Annotated in this window: 22 protein-coding genes; 11 read left to right on the top strand and 11 right to left on the bottom strand. The window is 71.0% G+C overall.

Translation table 11 applies throughout. The features are described from left to right. Positions 1-40: 40 nt before the first annotated feature. Positions 41-1,468, bottom strand: coding sequence for a rifampin monooxygenase (rox, locus tag ACFWPA_RS06850; RefSeq protein ID WP_378569893.1), 1,428 nt, complete (start codon positions 1,466-1,468; stop codon positions 41-43). Positions 1,469-1,636: 168 nt separating this feature from the next. Between rox and ACFWPA_RS06845 the strand changes: the two genes are divergently transcribed. After that, on the top strand, positions 1,637-2,029 hold the full coding sequence (locus ACFWPA_RS06845; protein ID WP_378506179.1) for a PaaI family thioesterase: 393 nt from the start codon (positions 1,637-1,639) through the stop codon (positions 2,027-2,029). Between the two features lie 6 nt (positions 2,030-2,035). Here ACFWPA_RS06845 and ACFWPA_RS06840 read toward each other — a convergent pair whose 3' ends face one another. From ACFWPA_RS06840 to ACFWPA_RS06820, 5 genes are all read right to left on the bottom strand, one after another. Then, entirely contained in the window at positions 2,036-3,682 is a 1,647-nt protein-coding gene (locus tag ACFWPA_RS06840; RefSeq protein ID WP_378569892.1) for a dipeptide ABC transporter ATP-binding protein, read from the bottom strand. 316 nt (positions 3,683-3,998) lie between these two features. Beyond that, positions 3,999-4,877, bottom strand: coding sequence for an ABC transporter permease (locus ACFWPA_RS06835; protein ID WP_378569891.1), 879 nt, complete (start codon positions 4,875-4,877; stop codon positions 3,999-4,001). Further along, the gene (locus ACFWPA_RS06830; RefSeq protein ID WP_378569890.1) at positions 4,874-5,833 is read right to left on the bottom strand and encodes an ABC transporter permease; all 960 of its coding nucleotides are present in this window, start codon (positions 5,831-5,833) and stop codon (positions 4,874-4,876) included. Before ACFWPA_RS06830 ends, ACFWPA_RS06835 begins: the two co-directional genes overlap by 4 nt. 14 nt (positions 5,834-5,847) lie before the next feature. Then, entirely contained in the window at positions 5,848-7,446 is a 1,599-nt protein-coding gene (locus tag ACFWPA_RS06825) for an ABC transporter substrate-binding protein (protein ID WP_378569889.1), read from the bottom strand. Beyond that, positions 7,443-8,729, bottom strand: coding sequence for an ROK family protein (locus tag ACFWPA_RS06820; RefSeq protein WP_378569888.1), 1,287 nt, complete (start codon positions 8,727-8,729; stop codon positions 7,443-7,445). Before ACFWPA_RS06820 ends, ACFWPA_RS06825 begins: the two co-directional genes overlap by 4 nt. Before the next feature lie 436 nt (positions 8,730-9,165). On the opposite strand from ACFWPA_RS06820, the gene ACFWPA_RS06815 reads away from it, so the two are divergent. From ACFWPA_RS06815 to ACFWPA_RS06805, 3 genes are read left to right on the top strand one after another with little or no spacing between them, the layout of a single operon-like run. Continuing rightward, positions 9,166-10,110 carry a TauD/TfdA dioxygenase family protein gene (locus tag ACFWPA_RS06815; RefSeq protein WP_378569887.1) on the top strand — a complete coding sequence of 315 codons (945 nt, stop codon included), beginning with the start codon at positions 9,166-9,168 and terminating at the stop codon, positions 10,108-10,110. After that, positions 10,110-12,419, top strand: coding sequence for an arylsulfatase (locus ACFWPA_RS06810; RefSeq protein ID WP_378569886.1), 2,310 nt, complete (start codon positions 10,110-10,112; stop codon positions 12,417-12,419). The genes ACFWPA_RS06815 and ACFWPA_RS06810 overlap by 1 nt, the downstream gene beginning before the upstream one ends. Positions 12,420-12,439: 20 nt before the next feature. After that, entirely contained in the window at positions 12,440-13,183 is a 744-nt protein-coding gene (locus tag ACFWPA_RS06805; protein ID WP_378506171.1) for an SDR family oxidoreductase, read from the top strand. A gap of 6 nt (positions 13,184-13,189) precedes the next feature. On the opposite strand, the gene ACFWPA_RS06800 is transcribed toward ACFWPA_RS06805, so the two are convergent. After that, entirely contained in the window at positions 13,190-14,407 is a 1,218-nt protein-coding gene (locus ACFWPA_RS06800; protein ID WP_378506170.1) for an Ig-like domain-containing protein, read from the bottom strand. 47 nt (positions 14,408-14,454) lie between these two features. Beyond that, on the bottom strand, positions 14,455-15,567 hold the full coding sequence (locus ACFWPA_RS06795; protein ID WP_378569885.1) for a UDP-N-acetylmuramate dehydrogenase: 1,113 nt from the start codon (positions 15,565-15,567) through the stop codon (positions 14,455-14,457). Between ACFWPA_RS06795 and ACFWPA_RS06790 the strand changes: the two genes are divergently transcribed. From ACFWPA_RS06790 to ACFWPA_RS06775, 4 genes are read left to right on the top strand one after another with little or no spacing between them, the layout of a single operon-like run. Continuing rightward, entirely contained in the window at positions 15,566-16,069 is a 504-nt protein-coding gene (locus ACFWPA_RS06790) for a DUF2505 domain-containing protein (protein ID WP_378506168.1), read from the top strand. The genes ACFWPA_RS06795 and ACFWPA_RS06790 overlap by 2 nt on opposite strands. 27 nt (positions 16,070-16,096) lie before the next feature. Next, entirely contained in the window at positions 16,097-16,600 is a 504-nt protein-coding gene (locus tag ACFWPA_RS06785) for a DUF2505 domain-containing protein (protein ID WP_378506167.1), read from the top strand. Positions 16,601-16,654: 54 nt separating this feature from the next. Beyond that, on the top strand, positions 16,655-17,155 hold the full coding sequence (locus ACFWPA_RS06780; RefSeq protein ID WP_378569884.1) for a DUF2505 domain-containing protein: 501 nt from the start codon (positions 16,655-16,657) through the stop codon (positions 17,153-17,155). A 12-nt stretch (positions 17,156-17,167) separates the two neighbouring features. Beyond that, positions 17,168-17,953, top strand: a complete 786-nt coding sequence (locus ACFWPA_RS06775; protein WP_378506165.1) for a class I SAM-dependent methyltransferase — start codon at positions 17,168-17,170, stop codon at positions 17,951-17,953. Between the two features lie 15 nt (positions 17,954-17,968). Here ACFWPA_RS06775 and ACFWPA_RS06770 read toward each other — a convergent pair whose 3' ends face one another. Continuing rightward, complete coding sequence (locus tag ACFWPA_RS06770) at positions 17,969-18,562, bottom strand: hypothetical protein (RefSeq protein ID WP_378506164.1); 594 nt, start codon at positions 18,560-18,562, stop codon at positions 17,969-17,971. Positions 18,563-18,682: 120 nt separating this feature from the next. Here ACFWPA_RS06770 and ACFWPA_RS06765 point away from each other — a divergent pair, with 120 nt between their 5' ends. Next, positions 18,683-19,462 carry a DUF2993 domain-containing protein gene (locus tag ACFWPA_RS06765; protein WP_378506163.1) on the top strand — a complete coding sequence of 260 codons (780 nt, stop codon included), beginning with the start codon at positions 18,683-18,685 and terminating at the stop codon, positions 19,460-19,462. Here ACFWPA_RS06765 and deoC read toward each other — a convergent pair whose 3' ends face one another. Together deoC and ACFWPA_RS06755 are read right to left on the bottom strand one after the other, a co-directional pair. Further along, the gene (gene deoC / locus ACFWPA_RS06760; RefSeq protein ID WP_378569925.1) at positions 19,463-20,089 is read right to left on the bottom strand and encodes a deoxyribose-phosphate aldolase; all 627 of its coding nucleotides are present in this window, start codon (positions 20,087-20,089) and stop codon (positions 19,463-19,465) included. It lies immediately after the preceding gene. Between the two features lie 83 nt (positions 20,090-20,172). Next, a complete protein-coding gene (locus ACFWPA_RS06755) occupies positions 20,173-20,760 on the bottom strand; it encodes a TetR/AcrR family transcriptional regulator (RefSeq protein ID WP_378569883.1) in 588 nt (195 codons plus the stop codon). Between the two features lie 97 nt (positions 20,761-20,857). Here ACFWPA_RS06755 and ACFWPA_RS06750 point away from each other — a divergent pair, with 97 nt between their 5' ends. Both ACFWPA_RS06750 and ACFWPA_RS06745 read left to right on the top strand, forming a co-directional pair. Next, a complete protein-coding gene (locus ACFWPA_RS06750) occupies positions 20,858-21,298 on the top strand; it encodes a VOC family protein (RefSeq protein WP_378506161.1) in 441 nt (146 codons plus the stop codon). 59 nt (positions 21,299-21,357) lie between these two features. Beyond that, positions 21,358-21,882: a GNAT family N-acetyltransferase gene (locus ACFWPA_RS06745; RefSeq protein ID WP_378506160.1), complete on the top strand. Its 525-nt coding sequence runs from the start codon at positions 21,358-21,360 to the stop codon at positions 21,880-21,882. Positions 21,883-21,895: the final 13 nt, after the last annotated feature.

Below are 21,895 nucleotides of genomic sequence, written 5' to 3'. Positions count from 1 at the left end.
TGCGGGGCAGATCCTTCCCGACAACGACGCACGGCGGGGCTCAGACCGTCGGCCTGCCGAACCACCTGGCCAGGTGGGCGTCCGCGTCGGCCTGCGCGTTCCCGACCCACGCCACATGACCGTCGGGACGCAGCAGCGCCGCCGGAACGTCCAGTTCGGCGCTGGTGTCGACGACGTGGTCGACCCGGTCGCTCCACCCGGCGACCGACAGTGCGCCGGTCTGGTCGAGCAGCAGTCCTCGACCGGTGCGCATCCGGTCGTAGAGGGGGCCGCCGGACAGCGCGATGTCGCGCAGCCGCCTGCCGAGCAGGTCGTGGCCCGCGCCGAGGTCGTAGCGGACCGAGATGGCGGTGATCTTCTCGATCAGGTGGCGGTTCACATCGTCGAACGCCATCAGCTCGGTGAGCAGGCGGCGCACCGCCTGCGGCCCCGCCTCGGTGGACAGCAACTCGGCCTGGGCCCGCGTGTTGTCCAGCACGTCCGCGGCCACCGGGCGCCGTTCGGATTCGTAGCTGTCGAGCAGGTCGGGCGGCGCCCAGCCGTTGATCGCGGCAGCGAGCTTCCATCCGAGGTTGAACGCATCCTGGACACCGAGGTTCAGACCCTGCCCACCCATCGGTGGATGGATGTGTGCGGCGTCGCCAGCGAGGAACACCCGGCCGCGGCGGTACGCCTCGGCCAGCCGGGTGGCGTCGCCGAAGCGGGACAGCCACCGCGGCGAGTGCACACCGAAGTCGGTGCCCGCGACGGCCCGCAGCCGCGCCTTGATGTCGTCCAGCGTCGGCGGAGCCGTGCGGGCGTCGGCAACCTCGGCCGCCGGCACCACAACGCGGTACGCGCCGGTCCCGGACGGCCCGATGCCGAATCGCTTCTGGGTCTCCCGGATCTCGGCGACCCTGGCGGACAGGTCCTCCTCCGGCATGGTCACCTCCACCTCGCCGATCAGCGTGTCGGACGTCGACGGCTCGCCGGGGAACCCGACGTCGATCAGCTTCCGGACGGTGCTGCGGCCGCCGTCACATCCGACGAGATAACGCGCGTGCAGTGCTGTCCCGTCGGCCAATTCGGCGGTGACCCCGTCGGTGTCCTGGCGCACCGCGACGACGCGGCGACCACGCCGAAGGTCGGCCCCCAGCTCGGTGGCGTGATCGGCGAGGATGCCGTCGATCTCCGGCTGCGGAATGCCGAGCACGTAGCCGTGTGCGGTGTCCAGATGCGCCGGTGCCGGTGCGGCGATGCCCGCGAAGAAGCCGCCGAGCGGATACCTCGTGCCGCGCGCCAGGAAGCGGTCGAGCAGCCCGCGCTGCGCCATGATCTCGATCGTCCGCACGTGGATGCCGAGGGCCCGAACGAACGGGGTCGGTTCCCGCTCCCTGTCCAGCGCCACGACGTCGACGCCCCGGAGTCGGAGCTCACCCGCAAGCATCAACCCCGTCGGTCCGGCACCGACAACGATGACATCGGTCATGCGATCCCCTCCTCCGGCAAGGCGTCCGCTTGCCCGCAGCAGGCGAGTCTGCAGCACCACCGGGGCCTTGCCGCAAGCCCCGGGGTCGGCGATATGGTGAAGGGGGCGGAGCGGAGGCGACGCCTCCATCACCACCTTCGTGCGGGGATCCGCGGCTACCATCCGAGCATGGATCTGGATCAGCTGACCGCGTCGATGCCATTCGCCGTCCACACCGGGGTGACCCTGACCGCGGCCGCTCCCGAGGAAACCGTCGGCACCCTCGACTGGGACTCCCACCGCACCACCGCGGGCGCCGGAATGCACGGCGGCGCCGTGATGACCCTCGCGGACAGCGTCGGTGCGGTGTGCGCGTTCCTGAACCTGCCGCCGGGGGCGGCGACGTCGACGACGAGCTCGAACACCGTCTTCACCCGCGGGGTCCGCAAGGGCACCGTCACCGCGACCGCGCGACCGCTGCACGTCGGGCGATCCACCATCGCCGTCGCGGTCGAGGTGCGCGACGACGAGGGTCGGCTGGTGGCGCAGGTGACGCAGTCGCAGGCCGTGCTCACCGCCTGATCCGGGTCAGCCCGCGGCGGACAGCACCACCGCGCCGTCGCGGCGGAGGCGCTGCGCCACCGGGTCGGGTACCGGGACCGCGTCCAGCAGGCCGCGGGTGTACGCGTCGCGCGGGTTGCCGAACACCTCTGCGGTGCCACCGATCTCGACCAGTTCGCCGTGCCGCAGCACCGCAACCCGGTCCGCGACCCGGTGCACGACGGCGAGGTCGTGACTGATGAACAGGCAGGCGAAGCGGTACTCCTGCCGAAGGTCCTCGAACAGCGCCAGCATCTCGGCCTGCACCGACACGTCGAGCGCGCTGGTCGGCTCGTCCGCGACGAGCAGTCGCGGCGCCAACGCGAGGGCCCTCGCCAATGCGACCCGCTGCCGCTGTCCACCGGACAGTTCGGCCGGGCGCCTGCCCGCGAAATCACGCGGCAGGCGCACCGCGTCGAGCAGGTCCGCCACTCGCGCCCGGAGCAGGGCGCCCGACGCCGCACGGTGCACCACGAGCGGCTCGGCAATCGAATCGCCAACGCTCCGACGCGGATCCAGCGACGCCGCCGGGTCCTGGTGCACGAGGGCCAATCCCCTGCGCAGACCGCGGAGTTCGCGCGGCGTCGCCGAACCCAGGTCCGTCCCGTCCAGGGTCACCGCACCCGCGCTCGGCCGCACCGCACCGACGGCCGTGCGGCCGAGGGTGGTCTTGCCGGACCCGGACTCGCCGACGAGGCCGAGCACCTGCCCGGCCGACACCTCGAGGCTCACCCCGCGCAGCGCGTGGAACGCGGTGTTCCCGTGCCGGGCAGGGTAGACGACGTCGAGGTCGCGGATCCGCAGCACCGGAGCACCCGACGCGACGTCCGCGACCGGGGTGCCGTCACCGGGCTCGGGCAGTCGCGGCACCGCGGCCAACAACTGGGTGGTGTACCGCTCCCGTGGCGCCGAGAACAGGTCATGGACACCGCGTTCCTCAACGAGGACACCGCGCCGCAACACCGCAACCCGATCGGCGATGTCCGCAACGACACCCATGTTGTGCGTGATCACCAGGATCGCGGTCCCCCGCTCGTCGCGCAGCGACCGCAGCAACGCCAGGATCTCGGCCTGCACCGTCACGTCGAGCGCGGTGGTCGGCTCGTCCGCGATCAGCAGATCGGGTCCGCCGGACAGCGCGAGGGCGATCACCACCCGCTGCTTCTGCCCGCCGGACAGCTGATGCGGGAACCAGTCGACGCGCACCTCCGGTTCGGGGATCTCGACCTGCCGCAGCAGGTCGATCGCGCGGGTCCGGGCCGCGGCGCGGGAGATCCTGCCGCGCGCCCGCAGCGCCTGGGCGATCTGCCAGCCGACGGTGCGGACCGGGTTCAGCGCCGTCTGCGGTTCCTGGAACACCATCGCGGCGCGGGTCCCGCGCAGCCGCGTCAGCGCCTCCTCCGGCGCGGCGACGACCTGCTCGCCGCCGAGCCGGATCGAGCCGTCGACCGCCGCGCCGTCCGGCAGCAGACCGAGCACCGCCCGCGCCGTCATGGACTTGCCCGAGCCGGATTCGCCTACCAGCGCAACGATTTCGCCCGCGCGGACAGTGAGGTCGAGATCCGACACGACGGGCCGGTCGTGTGGTCCGAACCGGATGGACAGCTGTGCGATGTCGAGGATCGGGTCGGTCATCGTCGTCTACTCCTACTGCTCTGCCCCGCTCTGCCCTCCCCCGCCGAGCCCTCCCCCGCCCTGCCCTCCCCGCCCTGCCCTCCCCCGCCCTGCCCTCCCTCGCCCTGCCCTCCCCCGCCGACCGAATGTGGGATTCGGTCACTCTGAGTGACCGAATCCCACATTCGCTCAGGGCGGGGTGGGGCGGGTGGGGCGGGTAGGGCGAGTGAGATGGGTGGGACAGGTCGGACGGGTGGGACGGGCGGGGTGGGTGGGATGGGTGGGTGCGGGGTGGGGCGGGTGGGTGCGGGGTGGGGTGGGAGGGGTGGGGGGTGGGTCAGGACCGGCGGGCGGAGCCGAGGGCCTGGGCGATCAGCAGGAATCCGAGCACCAGCGCCGCGACGACGGCCAGCGGACCGACCACGAACGCCGGGTTCGCGTCGAGATTCGGGACGGCATCGGCGACGATCGAGCCCAGCGACGGTGCCGGTGGCCGGACGCCGATCCCGATGAAGCTCATCCCGGATTCGACGAACACCGCCACCGACATCGCCAGCGCCAGTTCGACGGCCAACGGCTCGGCGGCGTTCGGCAGTACGTGCGTGCGCAACGTCCACCAGCGGGACGCCCCGATCACCTCGGACGCCTCGACGAACGGCAGTTCCCGGATCCGGAGTACCTGGGTCCGCACGGTCCTACCGAACGCGGGGATCTCGGCGACCACGATCACGATCCCGACGGTGACCGCGCCGGGGCCGACGATCGCGGCAAGGGCGATCGCGAGGATGAGCGCGGGGAACGCGAGCACGACGTCGAACACCCGCTGCGCGACGACGTCCGCCGCCGGGTGCAGCGTCGAGACGAGGCCGAGCAGCGAACCCAGTACCGCGCCGATCGGCACGGCAATCAGGATGATCTGCAGGTTGATCCGGATTCCGTGCAGCACACGGGAGTACACGTCCCGGTTCACCTCGTCCGTGCCGAACCAGTGCGTCCCGTTCGGCCCAAGCAGGTTGGCCCCGGTGATCTGCTCGGTCGGGTCGAACGGTGCGATCCAGTGCGCCAGCAGGCCCGCCGCCGACACCGCCAGCACTAGGAGCACGCCGGCCAGCCCCTGCCCGCGGGTGAGGGCGGCGAGCGCCGAACCGCGTCGGGCCGGTGCGGCGGGTGGCGTGCGGTCCGCGACCGCGGGGCTCTCGATCTCGGACACGCTCATGACGCTCCCCCGATCCGGACCCGCGGATCCAGGTAGGCGTGCACAACATCGGTAACGAGCTGAACGATCACGAAGACCGACACCGCGATCAGCAGCAGCACCTGCACCACCGGATAGTCGCGGCGGCTGATGCCCTGTTCGATCAACTGTCCGATGCCGGGCCACGCGAAGATCGCCTCGACGAGCACCGCGCCGCCGAGCAGCTGCCCGGTCTGCAGCCCGAGCACGGTCAGCATCGTCGGTAGGGCGTTGCGCAATGCGCTGCGGGTGACCAGGTTCCAGCGCGAGACCCCAAGCGCGCGGGCGGTCAGCACGTACGGCTGCCGCATCTCGGTGCGCAGAGCCTCGGTGAGGAAACGGGTCAGCGCGGCGGCGACGGGCAGACCGAGGCAGATCGTCGGCAGCGCGAGGTACTGCAGCGAGATGTCGGGGCGGGCCAGGAACCCGTCCGGGGGGACGCCGCCCGCCGGCAGCACGGGAGCCAGCACCGCGAAGGCCAGCACCAGCAGGACGCCGGTCACGAAGGTGGGAAGGGCGACGGCGAGGGTGTTGACGCCAGCGACCAACCCGGTGAGCCAGCGCGTCGGCCACACGACGACGGCAACGGACAACGCGAGGCTCACCACCACCGCGAGCAGCAGGGCGGCGACCGCCAGCACGACGGTGTTGACGAGCGCGGCACCGACAAGGTCGGCGATCGGACCGCCGAGAACGAACGAGCTGCCGAGGTCGAAGGTCGCAACGCCCCCGATCCAGGACAGGTACTGCGCGGGAATCGACCGATCCAGGCCGAGCGCATTCTGGACCGCGGCAATGGTTTCCGGTGTCGCATCCGGGCCGGCGAGGGTGCTGGCCGGATCACCGGGGACGAGTCGAAGCACGAAGAAGATCAGCAGCGAGGCCACCACGAGGACCACCACAGCCGAGGGCACCCGACGCGCGAGGTAGCGCATCATGGCAGGCTCCTTTCTCAGGCGAGGTAGGTGTCGGTCAGCTGGAGCTCGGACCGTTTGGTCCACGAGATGCCCTGCACCGCTTCGGCCGCCGCAATCTGGTTGAGGATCACGCCGATCTCGATCAGGAACAGGTTGTCGAGCAGTTCGTCGCTCACCGCCCCGTATGCGGCGATGGCCTCGGCGCTGGCGCCGTCCGGCACCTGCCAGGCCGCGTCGGCGGCCGCGACATACTCGGGACTGTCGAAGCGGGATGCGTTCTTGCGGGCGTTGAACGGGTAGGCGCTGACCGTCAGCGTGGACGGCACGTACTGCGCCCACGAATGGAAGGTGACCCACAACCCGGGGAAGCGTGCACCGATCAGATTCTTGACAAAGGTTGCGTACTCCTGCGGGTCGAGCGTGGTCGCGATACCGATATCGGCGAGGTTCGCCTGCACGATCTGCGCGGTCGCCTCGTAGAACGGATTGCCCGCCCCGTAGGACAGGGTCAGGTTCGGCACGGCACCACCGGATTCCGTCAGCAGGTCCCTCGCCGCGGCGAGGTCACGGGGATAGGTGGAGTTGCGGGCCTCGTCGTATGCGGGCGACGACTTCGGCCACGGCAGGTTCACCGGGTAGCCCGATCCGCGGAACACCTCGGTGACGATCCGGTCGCGGTCCAGCGCATGGGCGATGGCCTTGCGCACCCGGAGATCGGCGAGCGCCGGGTGCGTCACATTGGTGCCGACGTACACCTGGAGTTCGGCCCCCTCCAGCGGGATCGCCTGGTAGCCGGCGGTGCTGCCCAGCGTTTCGACGTCCCGGTAGTTCAGTCCGTTGACCAGCTGCACCTGACCGGAGCGGAGCGAGCTGAGCAACGCCTGCGCGTCCTGAATCACCGACACCTCGACCCGGTCGAGGTAGGGCCGCTCCGGGATCCAGTAGTTCTCGTTGCGTTCGAACGTCAGCGCGGTGTTCGGGGTGCGCGCGGTGAGCCGGAACGGTCCGGTCCCGATGAAGGCCTCGCCTGCGGCGAGCCTGTCGATGGACTCCCGGTCGAGGATCGGGACCGTGTCCAGCAGATCGAAGATGTTGCCAAGAGGGTGCGCGAAGGCGAGCACCAGCCGGTGCGGATCGGAGGTGTCGAAGGCCGTGATCGCGGCGGCCGTGCCGCGCAGCTGCGCCGTCCATTTCGGGTCCGCGTACGTGCGGATCGAGAACTCCGCATCCGCCGACGTGAAGGGGCGACCGCTGTGGAAGGTCACGTCGTCGCGCAGGTCGAGAGACAGCGAGAGCCCGTCCGCGGCGAGCTGCCACCCGGTCGCGAGCCGCGGTCGTGGCTCGACCCGGTCGTGCGGGTAGCTGATCAGGCTGTCGTAGGCCAGCCCGATCACGACGGTCGACCCGGCGGTGTTGGTCAGGAAGGTCGCGGGCAGCACGTCCTCGGAGATCCCCGCCTTGAGGGTTCCGCCGCGGACCGGTTCGGCGGCGCCCGCGGCACCGGCCTGCTGTTCCTCGACGGCCGACGCGCAGGCGCCGAGCAGTCCGGTACCGAAGATCGCGGCGGCGGCGATCCCGGCGCCGCGGAAGAAGGTGCGCCGATCGAGATGTGTTCCGAGAGGTGAAGTGCTCACTGGTGGTTCGTCCTTCTGATGGAGGTGAGGGGGTCTGCGTACAGGGAGCTCAGCGAGACGACGCCCGCCGCAAACTCCTGAACCCGGTTGCCGAAGCCGGTGATCCGAATGTCCGTGCGGGACAGGGTCGATGTCCGCGCAAAGGCCTCGGCGACGTGCGGAACTCCCGCGGGGTGCTCGGTGAAGGCCTGCCCGCCGAGGATCACCCGGTCGGGGTTGAACAGATCGCGCAGCATCGCGACCGTCCGGCCGAGGATCCGGGCCCGCTCGACCAATAGCTCCTGCGCGGCACGGGATCCGGACGCGGCCGCTCGATACACCGCGCCGATGCTCGCGTCGGCGGCGGCGATGCCGGGCACCCCGGCGTCGGCGGCGGCGGTGATCGTCGCGCGGTCGCCCACCGTTGCCTCGAGGCACCCGCGCGCGCCGCACGGGCACGGCGTCGACGAGCCGGTCGGCAGGTGCGCGATCGATCCGGGTCCGTTCGTCGGGGTGTGCACCCGACCGTCGATTGTCACTGCGACTCCCACGGTTTCGCGCGCATAGAAGTACAGTCCGGTGCCGACCGCGGCGTCGTCACCGGGGCGATGCGGCGCAAGCAGCAGCTCGGACGCCGCCATCGCCTCGACGTGCGGCGCCACCGACACCGGGAGGCCCAGTCCCCCGCCGATGGCCGGCCCGACCGGCGCCCCGGACCACCCGAGCCGCGGATGATCGACGAGGCCGGTCACCGGATCGACCCGGCCACCGAGTGCGACGCCAACCCACAGCGGCCGACGCCGATGCCAGCGGCCGACGAACGCCCGCGCGCTGTTGGCGATTCGCGCCAGCGCCAGGTCCTGCGGCCCGGTCGGGGTGGGAACCTCGACACCGCCGAGGATCCGACCCCGGAGGTCGATCGCGACGATCCCGGTGACGACCGCCCCGATGTGCACGCCGACGGTCAGGTAGGGCTCGTGGTCAACCTCGAACGGCACCCGCGGTCTGCCGACCGCACCCGATATGGCGAGGTCGGCGCGCTCCCTGAGCAGGCCGGCGTCGATTAGCGCGGCCACCTGGCGGTTCACGGTCGCGGTACTCAGCCCGGTGGCCCGCGCCGCGGTGTCGCGGGACACCGGCCCCCGCGCGCGGGCGACCCGGAACACGGCAGCGGCAGGCGAATCTCCCACCCGCAGGTCGGGTCGAACGATCGGGGCGGGTGCTGCGGGGCGACGGACGGGGCGGACGGGGCGGCGGACGAACTGGGGCGAGCGGGCAGCGGACGGCAGGGTCGAAGTGGACACACGAGTTCCTTGCGCTTCGTCCTGAACAGAACAGGACACGGCCAACGGTCGGAGCGCGCTGCCGACGGAACCGGCCGCGTCCCTGGGGGTCCCGGGAACGGCCGGTCACGCCCGACGAGTGCGGGCGGTGTCGCAGAGGAAGGCGGCGGCGCGGGGCTAGCGAGAAATACCGCTGGGGGAACAACACAGTTCCCGCGCATGAGGCAGGCGGGAACCCAGAGCGGCGGTCACGTAGGTGACCCGCATCGGGGTACGGCTGCCGGAAGTCATGGGCGAGAACGTAACACCCACCGAATTCTCCTGCAAGCGAGGGGAAATACCCGTGTCGGCCCGCGGTTGGGATCACGGTGACCGGAACCCTTGGCCGCGGCCACCCGCCCCGGTTCCATGGGAACCACGAACCGCCCTTCCGCTCAGCGACGACGAAAGGTCCCTCATGTCCCTCGATTTCGCTTCCCGCCCGGCCAGGCCCGCCACCCCGTCCGTCACCCGACTCGGCGCCCGCATCGGTGCCCGCATCGACGGCATCACCCTCGGCGGCGACCTCGATCCGACCACGATCGACCTGATCCGCACCGCCCTGCTCGAGCACAAGGTGATCTTCTTCCGCGGCCAACAGCATCTCGACGAGAACGGCCAGTACGAGTTCGCTCGGCTGCTCGGCGAGCCGACCACCGCGCACCCGACCGTCACCTCCCGAGGAGAGCGCATCCTGCCGATCGACTCCGAATACGGCCGCGCCAACAGCTGGCACACCGACGTCACGTTCGTCGATCGGATCCCCAAGGCGTCGATCCTGCGTGCCGAGGTGCTGCCGCCGTACGGCGGCTCAACGACCTGGGCATCAACCACCGCCTCCTACGAGGCCCTCCCCGACCCGCTCAAGGCGCTGGTCGAGCATCTGTGGGCGACCCACACCAACGTCTACGACTACGCCGCGAGCACCGCAGAGGACGTGAACGCGACCACCTCCGACTACCTCGACGAGTTCCAGTCCACCTACTACGAGGCCCGGCACCCGGTGGTCCGGGTGCACCCCGAGACCGGCGAACGCTCCCTCCTCCTCGGCCACTTCGTCAAGAGCTTCGTCGGCCTCGGCACCACCGAGTCGCAGGCGCTGTTCCAGCTGCTGCAGGCGCGGATCACCAAGCTGGAGAACACCACCCGGTGGAATTGGGAGGCAGGCGACGTCGCGATCTGGGACAACCGGGCCACCCAGCACTACGCGATCGACGACTACGACGGCCAGCGTCGGCGCCTCACCCGGATCACCCTCGCGGGCGATGTCCCGGTCGACGTGCACGGCGAGCGCAGCCGGATCGTCTCCGGCGACGCCTCGCACTACTCGCCCATCGACGCCCCGGTGCGGGCCGCGGGCTGATGACCGTCCCCCCGCACGCCCGAGGCTACGAGGGCTTCACCGGCCGGATCGGCCGCACCGTCGACGACTCGACCCCCGCATGGCCGGATGCACCGGCGGCAGCGTCGGGGTCCCCGAACATCGTCGTCGTGCTGGTCGACGACATGGGGTTCAGCGACATCGGCCCGTTCGGCTCCGAGATCGACACCCCCCACCTCGACCGGCTCGCCGCCTCGGGTGTGCGGCTGACGAACTACCACACCACCCCGCTGTGCTCGCCGTCCCGGGCGGCGCTGCTGACCGGCCTGAACCCGCACCGCGCCGGCTACGGCTTCGTCGCGAACGCGGACCCCGGATTCCCCGGGCTGCGACTGGAGCTGTCCGACGACACCCAGACCCTGCCGGAGATCCTCCGGGCCGGCGGGTACGCGACCTACGCGGTCGGCAAGTGGCACCTGGTCCGGGACGCAAACCTCCGCCCCGGCGCGACCCGGGACTCGTGGCCAACGCAGCGCGGGTTCGACCGCTACTACGGTTCGCTGGAGGGACTCAACTCGTTCTTCCACCCGAACCAGCTGGTGTCGGACAATTCGGCCGTCGACATCGAGGAGTACCCGGAGGGCTACTACCTGACCGACGACCTAACCGACAAGGCGGTGTCGTACCTCAGGGACCTGCGCGCCCATGACGCGGACAAGCCGTTCTTCCTGTACTTCGCCCACGTCGCGATGCACGGACCGTTGCAGGCCAAGGACTCCGATATCGCCAAGTTTCGGGGCCGGTACGCGCGGGGCTGGGACGCGGTGCGGCAGAGCCGCTTCGCCTCGCAACTCGCGCAGGGCCTGTTCCCGGCGGGGACCGAGCAGGTTCCCCGGAACGTCGAGCCCGGATTCGATGTGCCCGAATGGGATTCCCTCGACGCCAACCGGCGGGCCCGGTTTGCCCGGTACATGGAGGTGTACGCGGCGATGGTCGACTCGGTCGACCAATCCGTCGGGCGGATCCTGGACACCATCGAGGACTTCGGCGAGCTCGACAACACCATCGTCGTGTTCACCTCCGACAACGGCGGCACCGCCGAGGGCGGCACGGAGGGGACGCGCAGCTACTTCGCCGAGTTCGCGCGCGTCCCCGACCCGGAGTGGGCGGGCGACGTCCCCCACGACGAGGCGCTGATCGGGTCGGCGCGGCTGGGCGTGCACTATCCGCGGGGGTGGGGGCAGGCGTCGAACACCCCGTTCCGGTTCTACAAGGGGCAGTCGTTCGCGGGCGGGGTCCGGGTGCCGTTCGTGCTGTCCTGGCCGGCGGGTCTGCGGAAGGGGCACGGGGACAACGGCGTCCGGGACCAGTTCGTGTACGTCACCGACCTCACCCCCACCCTGCTCTCGCTCGCGGGTGTCGGCGTCCCCGGCCACCGGAAGGGGGTGCAGGTCAAGGCGTTCGACGGTGTCGACGCATCGGCGATGCTGCACGACCGGGCAGCGTCGAGCACCCACACCGAGCAGTACACCGAGATGGTCGGGAACCGTGGGTTCTACCGTGATGGCTGGAAGCTGCTGGCCCTGCGGCCGGATGGCGACGTCGACGCCCCGCGGTGGCAGCTGTTCGACGTGCGGGCCGACCCCACCGAGATCCACGACGTCGCGGACCGGTATCCGGAGACGGTGGCCGAGCTGGCCGCCGCGTGGGACGAGTCGGCATGGGCGAACACGGTCTTCCCGCTGCTCACCCCGGCGGGGTTGGCCACCCGCCGTCCTGCCGAGCTGACGCTGGCCCGTCCGGTTCGCATCGTGCCGGGGACACCGACCCTGGAGCGGTACCGGTCGTCTCAGTTGATCGCCTTCCGGGACTTCGATATTCGGGTGGATCTGGCGGCGTACGCAGCCGGCGACGAGGGCGTGCTGGTCGCCCACGGCGACGTGCAGGGCGGGTACCTGCTCTATGTCGAGGACGGTCACCTGGTGTTCGGCGTCAACAGTTACGGTCGCTACGCCTGCGTCGACGCCGGGCCGTTGCCGCCGGGCACCCGGCGGATCGAGGTGTCCGCCGTGGTGGCCCGACGGCTGCGGTGGGACTTCACGATCCGCGTCGACGGCGAGGACGTCGCTCGTCTGCTCGGGCAGGTCCAGCTCGTCGGGATGGCGCCGTGGACCGGCATCTCGGTCGGTGTCGACGCCCGCGGGCCGGTGTCGTGGGAACTGCGAGAACGCCGAGGACCGTTCCGGTACACCGGGAAGCTGACCGCGGTGACGTACTCCCCCGGACCGGTCGGCGTCCCACCCGCCGCGGTGCGGGAGATCGAACGCGAGGCCGAGTACGCGGCCGACTAGAGGCGCCTACGCTGAGGGCCATGACCATTTCGCCGCAGGATCAAGTCGCCGTCGTCACCGGAGCGAGCTCCGGTATCGGGGAGGCCACCGCCCGCACGCTGGCGGCGCAGGGCTTCCACGTGGTGGTCGGGGCCCGTCGCGTTGACCGGCTCGAACGGCTCGCCGAGGACATCGGCGGCACCGCACTCGAACTGGATGTCACCGACGACGACTCGGTGGACGCGTTTGCCGCGGTCGTGCCGCGGGTGGACGTGCTCGTCAACAATGCGGGCGGCGCGAAGGGCCTTGCCGCGGTGACCGACGCCGACCTCGACGACTGGCGCTGGATGTGGGAGACGAACGTCCTCGGCACCCTGCGGATGACGAAGGCGCTGCTGCCGAAGCTGATCGCGTCGGGCGACGGCCTGATCGTCACGATCACCTCGGTTGCCGCGTTCGAGGCGTACGACAACGGGTCCGGCTACACGTCGGCGAAGCATGCGCAGGCGGTCCTGCACCGGACCCTGCGCGGCGAACTGCTCGGTCAGCCGGTGCGGCTGACCGAGATCGCGCCCGGCGCCGTCGAAACCGAGTTCTCCCTGGTGCGGTTCGACGGCGACGAGGAGCGGGCCGCGAAGGTGTACGAGGGCATCACGCCCCTGGTGGCCGCGGACGTCGCCGAGGTGGTCGGGTTCGTCGCGTCCCGGCCCTCGCACGTGAACCTGGACCAGATCATCATGAAGCCGCGGGACCAGGCCGCCCCCGGCCGGTTCGCCAGGAAGTAGCGCGGGTCAGCCTGCCGGCGCCGCGACCGGGGTCGCGGCGGCGGGCAGCGCGGACATCGACTGCCAGGTCGGCCAGTCGATCGCCCAGTCGTAGATGTCGCCGTCGGCGGCCGACAGGTCGATGCGGGTGCCGGTCACCTCGACGGGGTCGCCGTACCGCGCGGTCCCGAAGTACTCGGCCGCGTCGGACATCGACAGGTTGATGCAGCCGTTGGTGACGTTCGCTGCGCCCTGCACCCCGGTGGTCAGCGGGTTCGCGTGGATGAATTCGCCGTTGTTCGAGATCCGCACCGCCCAGCGTTCGCGGACGTTCTCGTAGTACGGCGGGTTCGACATCAGGAAGTCCTCGTACTTCTCGGTGACCACGTGGATTCCGCTGCGGGTGACGTTCCGGTCCTCGTTGCCCTCGCCGTAGCTGACCGGGATGTCCATGATGGTCTCGCCCTCGCGGACGACCTGCATGCGGTGGCTGGTGGCGTCCGCCTTGACGATCTGGCCGCGGCCGATCGTGAAGTCGAGGGTGAAGTCGGATTCGCCGTACGCGCCGTCGCCGTAGTCGACTCCGTACAGGTTCCCGGCGACGTGCACGGCGGTGCCGGGCGTCCAGTACTCGCGGGGGCGCCAGTGCACCCGCGAGCCGCCGTCGTCGGGAAGCCACGCCCACGATCCGATGGTGGGCGGGGTGGTGGTGATCGTCAGCGCCTTCTCGACGGCGGCCTTGTCGGCGACCGGGGCGTCGAACTTGAGGATGACCGGGGCGGCGATGCCGACCTCCTGCCCGTCCGCGATGTAGGTGGTCAGGGAGGTCACCGAGCGCGGGGCGACGGTCGTGAACGCGCCGCGTACGGGCGCCGAGTCGCCGTCGGTGCCGACGGCGGTGCCGGACCAGGTGTAGGTGGCGTCGTAGCCGAGGGGTTCGGTGACCGTGTAGGTCCGCTGGTCCGCCGACAGCGCACCCTGCACGATCTTGCCGGACGGGCTGGTCAGCGCGACCCCCTGCAGGGTGCCGTCGGTGACGCTCAGGGTCACCGGTGCGGTCGGGCTCACCCCGTCCGCGCCGTCGGCCGGCGTCTGGGTGACGACGGCGGCCGGGTCCTTCGCGGGCTGCGCCGAGGGGTCGACGGCACCCGAGGCGCACCCGGCGATCAGCGCGACCACCGCCGTCAGCAGTGCGAGCACCGTCAACCGGCGTGTCCGTTTCGTCCGAATACCCTGTTCAGCCACGCAATCCACGGTACCGACGATCACCGCCGGTACCGGTGCCTACCTGGTCACACCGTGAACCCGACCGTGACCGGCTCCGGTTCCAGGCGTACCCCGAAGGCGTCCTCTACCCCGGCGCGGACGTCCCGCGCCAACCCGAGCAGATCCGCCGCGGACGCCGTGCCGCGGTTCGTCAGCGCGAGGGTGTGCTTCGTCGACAGCCGGGCCGGCGCGTCCGGGCCCGGGTACCCCTTCCCGAATCCGGCCCGCTCGATCAGCCAGCCCGCCGACAGTTTCGTGCCACCGGCGCCGGGGTAGCGGGGCACCGCGACGTCGCCGAGGCGGGAGCGGATCGCGGCAAGGACGCCGGGCAGGTGATCGTCGGCCACGACCGGATTGGTGAAGAAGGAACCGGCGCTCCAGGTGTCGTTGTCGCCGTCGTCAAGGACCATGCCCTTGCCGGACCGCAGCCGCAGGACCGCCTCGCGCACCGTCGCAACCGGCCGCCGTTCGCCCTCCTCCGCCCCGAGCGAGGTCGCCAGTTCCCGGTACCGCAGCGGCGCGCTGAGACCGTCGGCGGCGGCGTCGAACTCGACCGCCAAGACGACCGCGGCGTCGGTGTGCTTGAGAATGCTGGTGCGGTATCCGAGTCCCAGGTCGGCGGGCTCGACCCAGCGCACCTCCCCTGACGTGCGGTCGAGAAGTCGGACCCGACGCAGCAGGGAGCCGACCTCGACGCCGTACGCGCCGACGTTCTGCACCGGGGTCGCGCCCGCGGAGCCGGGGATCCCGGACAGGCACTCGAGCCCGCCGAGACCCGCGGCGACCGCTGCCGCGACCACGTCGTCCCAGCCTGCCCCCGCCTCCGCGGCCACCACCCGGGCATCGAGCCGGATCCCGTCGTTCGCGACGCGGACGACGACGGCGTCGACGCCGGCATCGGAGACAAGGAGGTTCGAGCCCCCGCCGAGGATCAGCACCGGGACCCCGGCCGTGTCCAGCGCCCGCACCACCCCGGCGACGGCCTCGGCGGTGCGGCAGGTGAGCATCGCGCGGGCGGGGCCGCCGACCCGCAACGTCGTCAGCCGCGACATCGGCACGTTCACATCCAGTTCGGCGCCGAACTCGGCCGCCACGTCCTCCGCTACCCGCACGACTGCACACGGTAGCGTGCCCGGCATGGCCCGCCGCATTCCGCATTCGTCCAGTTATCCCCAGCCGGTGGCGCGGGTCCACGCCGCCCTGACCAGCGAGGGGTACTGGCGGGACCGGATCGCCGAGGCGGGCGGGGAGCATGCGCGGGTGGATCGTGTCGACGTCGGCGAGGCCACGATCGCCGTCGAGATGACGCAGACGATTCCCGCCGAACAGCTGCCGTCGATCGTGACGAAGATCCGTCCGGGCGACCTCGAGATCAGCCGCACCGAGGACTGGGGGCCGCTCGCCGGTGACCGCGCGACCGGCACGTTCACGGCGCGGGTCGCGGGGCTGCCCGGCGAGCTGACCGGCACCCTGACACTGGACGGCGACGCCACCGGGGCGACGGTGACCCTGGATGGCCGGGTGCAGGTGTCGCTGCCGCTAATCGGCGGCAAAGTCGAGGCGGTGATTGCGGACCGGATCGAGGAACTGCTCCGGCACGAGGACGAGTTCACGGCCGCCTGGCTGAGTGGAAACAAGTAGTTCGAAGGGCATGTAATCTGCCCGACTATGTCACGCCGAATCGAACTGACCCTGACCTACAACGCGCCCGCAGCGGCCGTCCACCACGCACTGACCAGCCGCGACTTCTGGCTCCCCCGCGTCGAGAAGAACGCCGAGAACGGCGTCACCCTGGACCACCTCAAGGACGGCCCGGGCACGGTCGACTGCCAGATCAGCCAGGTCCTCGACAAGGACTCGCTGCCGTCGCTGGTGTCCAAGGCCGTCAAGGGTGACCTGGTCCTGACCCGCGGCGAGGCCTGGGGCCCGTTCGAGAACGGCCAGGCCAACGGCAAGTTCACCGTCACCACCACCGGGCTGCCGATCACCGCCTCCGGCACCGCCGTCCTCACCGACGCAGGCGCGCAGTCGACGATGACCCTCGAGGGTGACGTCGAGGTCGCGATCAAGCTGATCGGTGGCGCCGTCGAGGGCATGGTCGCCGACCAGGTCGTCGAGATCCTCGGCCGCGACCAGGCCGCCGTCGAGGAATGGGTCGCCGCGAACGCCTGATCCCGCCATCGGACCGGTGTGGTCGATGCGTGCCGAGCCGGTAACCTGCCGGTCATGGCTCGCCGCATCGACTACTCCGCCCGGTACACCCACTCGCCAGAGAAGGTGTACGCCGCGCTGACCGACCGGGACTACTGGGAGGCGCGGATGATCGAACTGCGGAAGTTCTCGGACAACGACGTGGAGTCCTTCGAGGTCACCGACTCCGGCGTCGACCTGGTCTTCCATCACGTGATTCCCCGCAGCTCCCTGCCCGACATCGCGCAGACGGTGATGAAGAAGGACATGATCATCACCCGCAAGGAGCACTACAGCGCGTTCGGGGACCCGGTCACCGGCACCTACGAGGCATCCATCCCGGCGGGACCGGGCAGCCTGTCCGGCACGATGTCGCTGTTCGGCACCGACACCGGGTCGACCCTGCGGACGTCGTCGGAGGCGAAGGTGTTCATCCCGTTCGTCGGCGGCAAGCTCGAGCAGCTGATGCTGGTCAACCTCGTCGACCTGTTCCGGACCGAGGCCCAGGTCACCGCCGACTGGCTCGCCAAGCAGTAGCCGCGGCCCACCATGAACCGCGCCGCCAAACCGGACGGCGTCATCACCCGCGGCACCACCGGCATCAACCGGTTACGGCGCAGCGACCGCTGGCTGATGCACCGCCCCCGCATCGCGGACCTGCTCCGGTCCGCCCCCGACCCGCTGGTCGTCGACCTCGGGTACGGCGCCCGTCCCGACACCACCTTCGAGCTTGCCGCCCGGCTGCGGACCGTCCGGCCGGACCTGCGAGTGGTCGGCCTGGAGATCGATCCGGCGCGGGTGGTGCCCGGCCGGGACGGGGTCAGCTTCGCCCGCGGCGGCTTCGAACTCGCGGGCCTGCGGCCGGTGCTGGTTCGGGCGTTCAACGTGCTCCGGCAGTACCCGGAGGACGCCGTCGCCGGTGCGTGGACGCGGATCCGGTCGTCGTTGGCCCCCGGCGGGCTGCTCGTCGACGGCACCTGCGACGAACTGGGGCGACGCTGCGCGTGGGTGCTGGTTGCCGAGGACGGCCCGGTGTCGCTGACGTTGGCGTGGGATCCGTTCGACGTCACCCGACCCGGTGACGTGGCGGAGCGGCTGCCGAAGGCGTTGATTCACCGCAATGTCCCCGGCGAGGGGGTGCACGAGTTGCTGCGCGCCGCCGATCGCGCGTGGGCGGCGGCGGCCCCGAACGCCCCGTTCGGGCCACGGGTCCGGTGGCGCGCCACCCTGGACATGCTGCGCGCGGAGGGCATACCGGTGGAGGTTCCGCGCAGGCGCCTGCGGGACAACGTGCTCACGGTGCCGTGGTCGGTCGTCGCGCCGTCGGGCAGCTGACCCGCTTGCCCGCGGTCACGCCCACGCCGACAGCGCCCGCCGCACCCGCTGACGCACCCGGGTGGTCCCCACGTCGGAGCCTGCCTCCAGTTCGTCGCGGTCGAGTCGGCCGATCGCGAGGGCGTCGCCGACCACCTCGTCGAGCACCCACTGCGACACCCCGCCGTCCGCGAGGTCGAGCACCGTCCGCAGCGGTGTCGTGATCCGGAAGGCGCCGGTGTGCTCGGTGTCGCCGAGGGCCAGCTCGCTGTGGTGCACCGCGACCCGTTCCAGACGCGGATGCCCGTCGTCGGCCGCGGTCACGTGCAGGAAGCTGGGATGCAGATGGCCGAGCCCGTGCAGCTCGGCGGCGCTCTGGTGGGAGACGACGGCGCCGTCGAGCCGGACGCAGCACCGCGCGACGTCGTCGAGGTCACCGGACCGCCACGGCATCAGCCGGAACACTCCCGGGTCGGGTTGCGACCACACCCCGGCGACCACCGCGTCGGCCATCTCCTCCGCCGAATACCCGCAGGCCCTGGCCTGCGCCGGGGTGAAGTAGCCGTCCTGCGCGCCTGCCCGCTCCCGCAGGATGCCGTCGCGTTCATCCCTTACCGGGGTCTCGTCCATAGTCGACAGACTACGGCCATATTGTGGTGTGCGTCACATCGACGCGCGTGGGTGATTCCACACGAAATCGTCCCGTGTGTTCTCAGAACGGACTCAGGAATCTACGGAAGAATCCGTGCAATGGCTTCCACGACGCAGGCCCCCACCGCGAGCACGCGGACCAAGCGCACCCGGGCGCTGACGATCGCGCTGGTCGTCATCGTCGCTCTCGTCGCCGTCCTGATCGGCGGGGAGTTGTACCTCAGGAACAACGTCAAGCAGTGCCTGGCATCGCAGTTCGAGAGCCAGCTCGGCTCCCAGGTGGATCTCGGGCTCAGTCCCAAGCCGGTGCTGCTGCAGGCGATCGACAAGAAGGTCCCGTACGTCACGATCGCCAGCGACGACTCCAGCTTCGGCCCGGCGAAGGACATGCACGTCGAGGCCAGGGTCAACGACCTCGACCTGACCACCTCCGCCACCTCCGGCGGCACGGTCGGCAGTTCAACCGCGGACATCGACTGGTCCACCGAGGGCATCGCCGCCACCATTCAGGGCGAGTCGTTCGGTTCGCTCGTCAGCGCCGTCACCTCGGACGCGGCCGCGGGCACCCTGCAGTTCCAGGTTCTCGGCAACCTCGCGCAGCTGACCGTCCGGCCGACGGTGTCCGGCGGCGTCGTCCAGGTGGAGACCGTCGGCGCGGAGATCCTCGGCCTCGGACTGCCGACCGACCTGGTCAGCGGCATCGTCGACATGCTGACCAGCAGCCTGCAGTCCTTCCCGCTGGGGATGACCGCGCAGTCCCTCACCGTCACCGACAGCGGCCTGCAGTTGTCGCTCGCGGGTGGCGCGTACACGATGCCCGCGCCGCAGCCCGGCGCGCAGACCCAGGCGGTGCCGGATAGCTGCTCGATCCTGATGTGACTAGGGCGGGAACCCGTCCAGCACGGCACGGGTCCCCGACAGGCCGAGCCGGGTTGCGCCGGCCTCGATCATCGCGCGGGCGGCGTCCGCGGTCCGGATGCCGCCGCTGGCCTTGACCCCGAGCCGGTCACTGACCGTCGCCGCCATCAGGCGCACGGCGTCGACGGTCGCGCCGCCCGCCGGATGGAAGCCGGTGGACGTCTTGACGAAGTCGGCGCCCGCCCGCTCCGCGGCCAGGCAGCATTCGACGATCGCCGCGTCGGGCAGTGCCGCGGTCTCGAGGATGACCTTGAGAATCGTGACATCGGCGATGCCCTCGCGGACGGTGAGGATGTCGGCGAGCACCGCGTTGTAGTCGCCGGCGACGGCGGCGCCGATGTCGATGACCATGTCCACCTCGTCGGCCCCCTGCTCGACCGCGAGCCGGGCCTCCGCTCCCTTGACGAGGGAGTGATGCTTCCCGGACGGGAACCCGACGACCACCGCCACCTTCGGGCCGTCGGCACGCACCGGCAGCATCGAGGGTGACACGCACACCGCGTACGCGCCGAGCTCGCCCGCCTCCGCGACGAGGGACGCGACGTCGACTGCGGTGGCCTCCGGCTTGAGCAGGGTGTGGTCAACCATCGCGGCGACCCGGGCGCGGGTGAGGTTCTCGGTCACCGGACGAGCTTCGCATGCGGCGCGCCGGGATCGGGGCAGCCCCGTCGTCAGGGTCGCAGCGCGTCGAGCATGCGCCGCAGCAGCGGCCACGCCTGCTCGATTCCCTCGGTGGCGCTGCCGAGGGACGCCGCCCACAACGCCGCCTCGTTCATCGCACCGGACAGCAACGCTTGGCAGGCCTGCACGTTCCCGACCTCGATCAGGCCCGCGGCCTCGAGGTCGGCGAGCACCCCGGCAAGCAGCCGACCGGAGTGGCGCAGGTCCTGCTCGCGCCAGTCGTTCCAGCCGAGCACCGCGGGCGCGTCGACGAGCAGGATCCGCCGGACGTCGTCGCGAACCGAGGCCTCGAGGAACGCGCGGCACCCCGTCCCCAGCGCCTCCCACGGGTCGGTCATCCCGTCGGTTGCCTCCGTGATCGCGGCCGCGACCTGCGCCTGGGCGTCGGAATGGACGGCGAGGAAGACTCCCCGCTTGCTGCCGAAATGGTGGTAGACCGCACCGCGGGTGACGCCCGCGCCCGCGGCGATCTCGTCGAGTCCGACGTCGGCGACCCCGCGCCGACCGAACTGGTCGCGGGCCGCGTCGAGGATCGCCGCGGCCGTCGCCTCACTCTGCTGCCTGCTGGCGCGCGCCATGCCGTCACCCCTTTCCTGCTTGCCCAGTTTACATACAGCGTGTATGTATGGATTTATACATACACACTGTATGTAAACCTCCGAGAGGAACCCCGCCATGTCCGTGACCAGCGTGTACCCCGTCCTGATGACCCGCGACGTCGAGTCCACCGCCCGGTTCTACCGGGAGCACTTCGGCTTCCTCCCGGCGTTCGAGGCCGACTGGTACGTCAGCCTGATCCGCGACGGCCACGAACTCGCCGTCCTCGACGCCGATCACGAGACGGTTCCCGCCGCGCTGCGCGGCACCTGCACCAGCGGCCTGATCCTCAACATCGAGGTCGACGACGTCGACGACGTGCATCGCCGACTGGTGACGAACGGCGACCTCGAGGCGGTGCTGCCGCTCCGCTCGGAGGCCTTCGGGCAGCGGCACTTCATCGTCGCCGGCCCCGGCGGGGTGTTGATCGACGTGATCACGCCGATCGCGCCGGACGCCTCGTTCGCCGCCGGGTTCACCGACGCGGCCACCGACGCGGCCACCGACGCCCTGTCCTGAGGGCCAGCCGCGCCCGAAATTCCGTTGCGGCCCGCGCCTCGAGAGGCCAGACTCGACCGGTGCTGATCCGCCGTGAACGAGCAACCGATATCGACGCCATCGCCGCCGTGCACCGCTCGGCGTTCGCCAACGAAACCCCGCCGGGCGCCACCGAACCGGTCGAGGTCGCCCTGGTGGCCGCGCTGCGGGCGTCGGATGCCTGGATTCCCGCCCTGTCGCTGGTGGCCGAGGGCGCCGACGGACGCGTGGTCGGGCACGTCTGCCTGACCCGCGGCACCGTCGGCGAACGCCCGGCGCTCGCGCTCGGGCCGATCGGGGTCGCGGCGGACACGCAGGGTGGCGGTGTCGGATCAGCGCTGATGCACGCCGGACTCGGCGGCGCCGACGCACTCGGTGAGCCCCTCGTCGCACTGCTCGGCCACCTCGACTACTATCCGCGATTCGGTTTCGTGCCCGCCGCCGACCTGTCGATCGATCCCGGGGTTCCGGACTGGGTGAGCCACTTCCAGGTGCGGGCCCTCGACGCGTGGACGCCCGAGCTGCGCGGCGAGTTCCGTTATCCGCGAGCGTTCTACGCTCTCTGACGGTTCTGCCCGC

The sequence above is a fragment of the Rhodococcus sp. NPDC058505 genome, assembly GCF_042720095.1.
In the GTDB taxonomy this organism is placed as follows: domain Bacteria; phylum Actinomycetota; class Actinomycetes; order Mycobacteriales; family Mycobacteriaceae; genus Rhodococcus_G.
The sequence above is the reverse complement of the archived record's forward strand: the minus strand, read 5'-3'. Positions and strand labels throughout refer to the sequence as shown.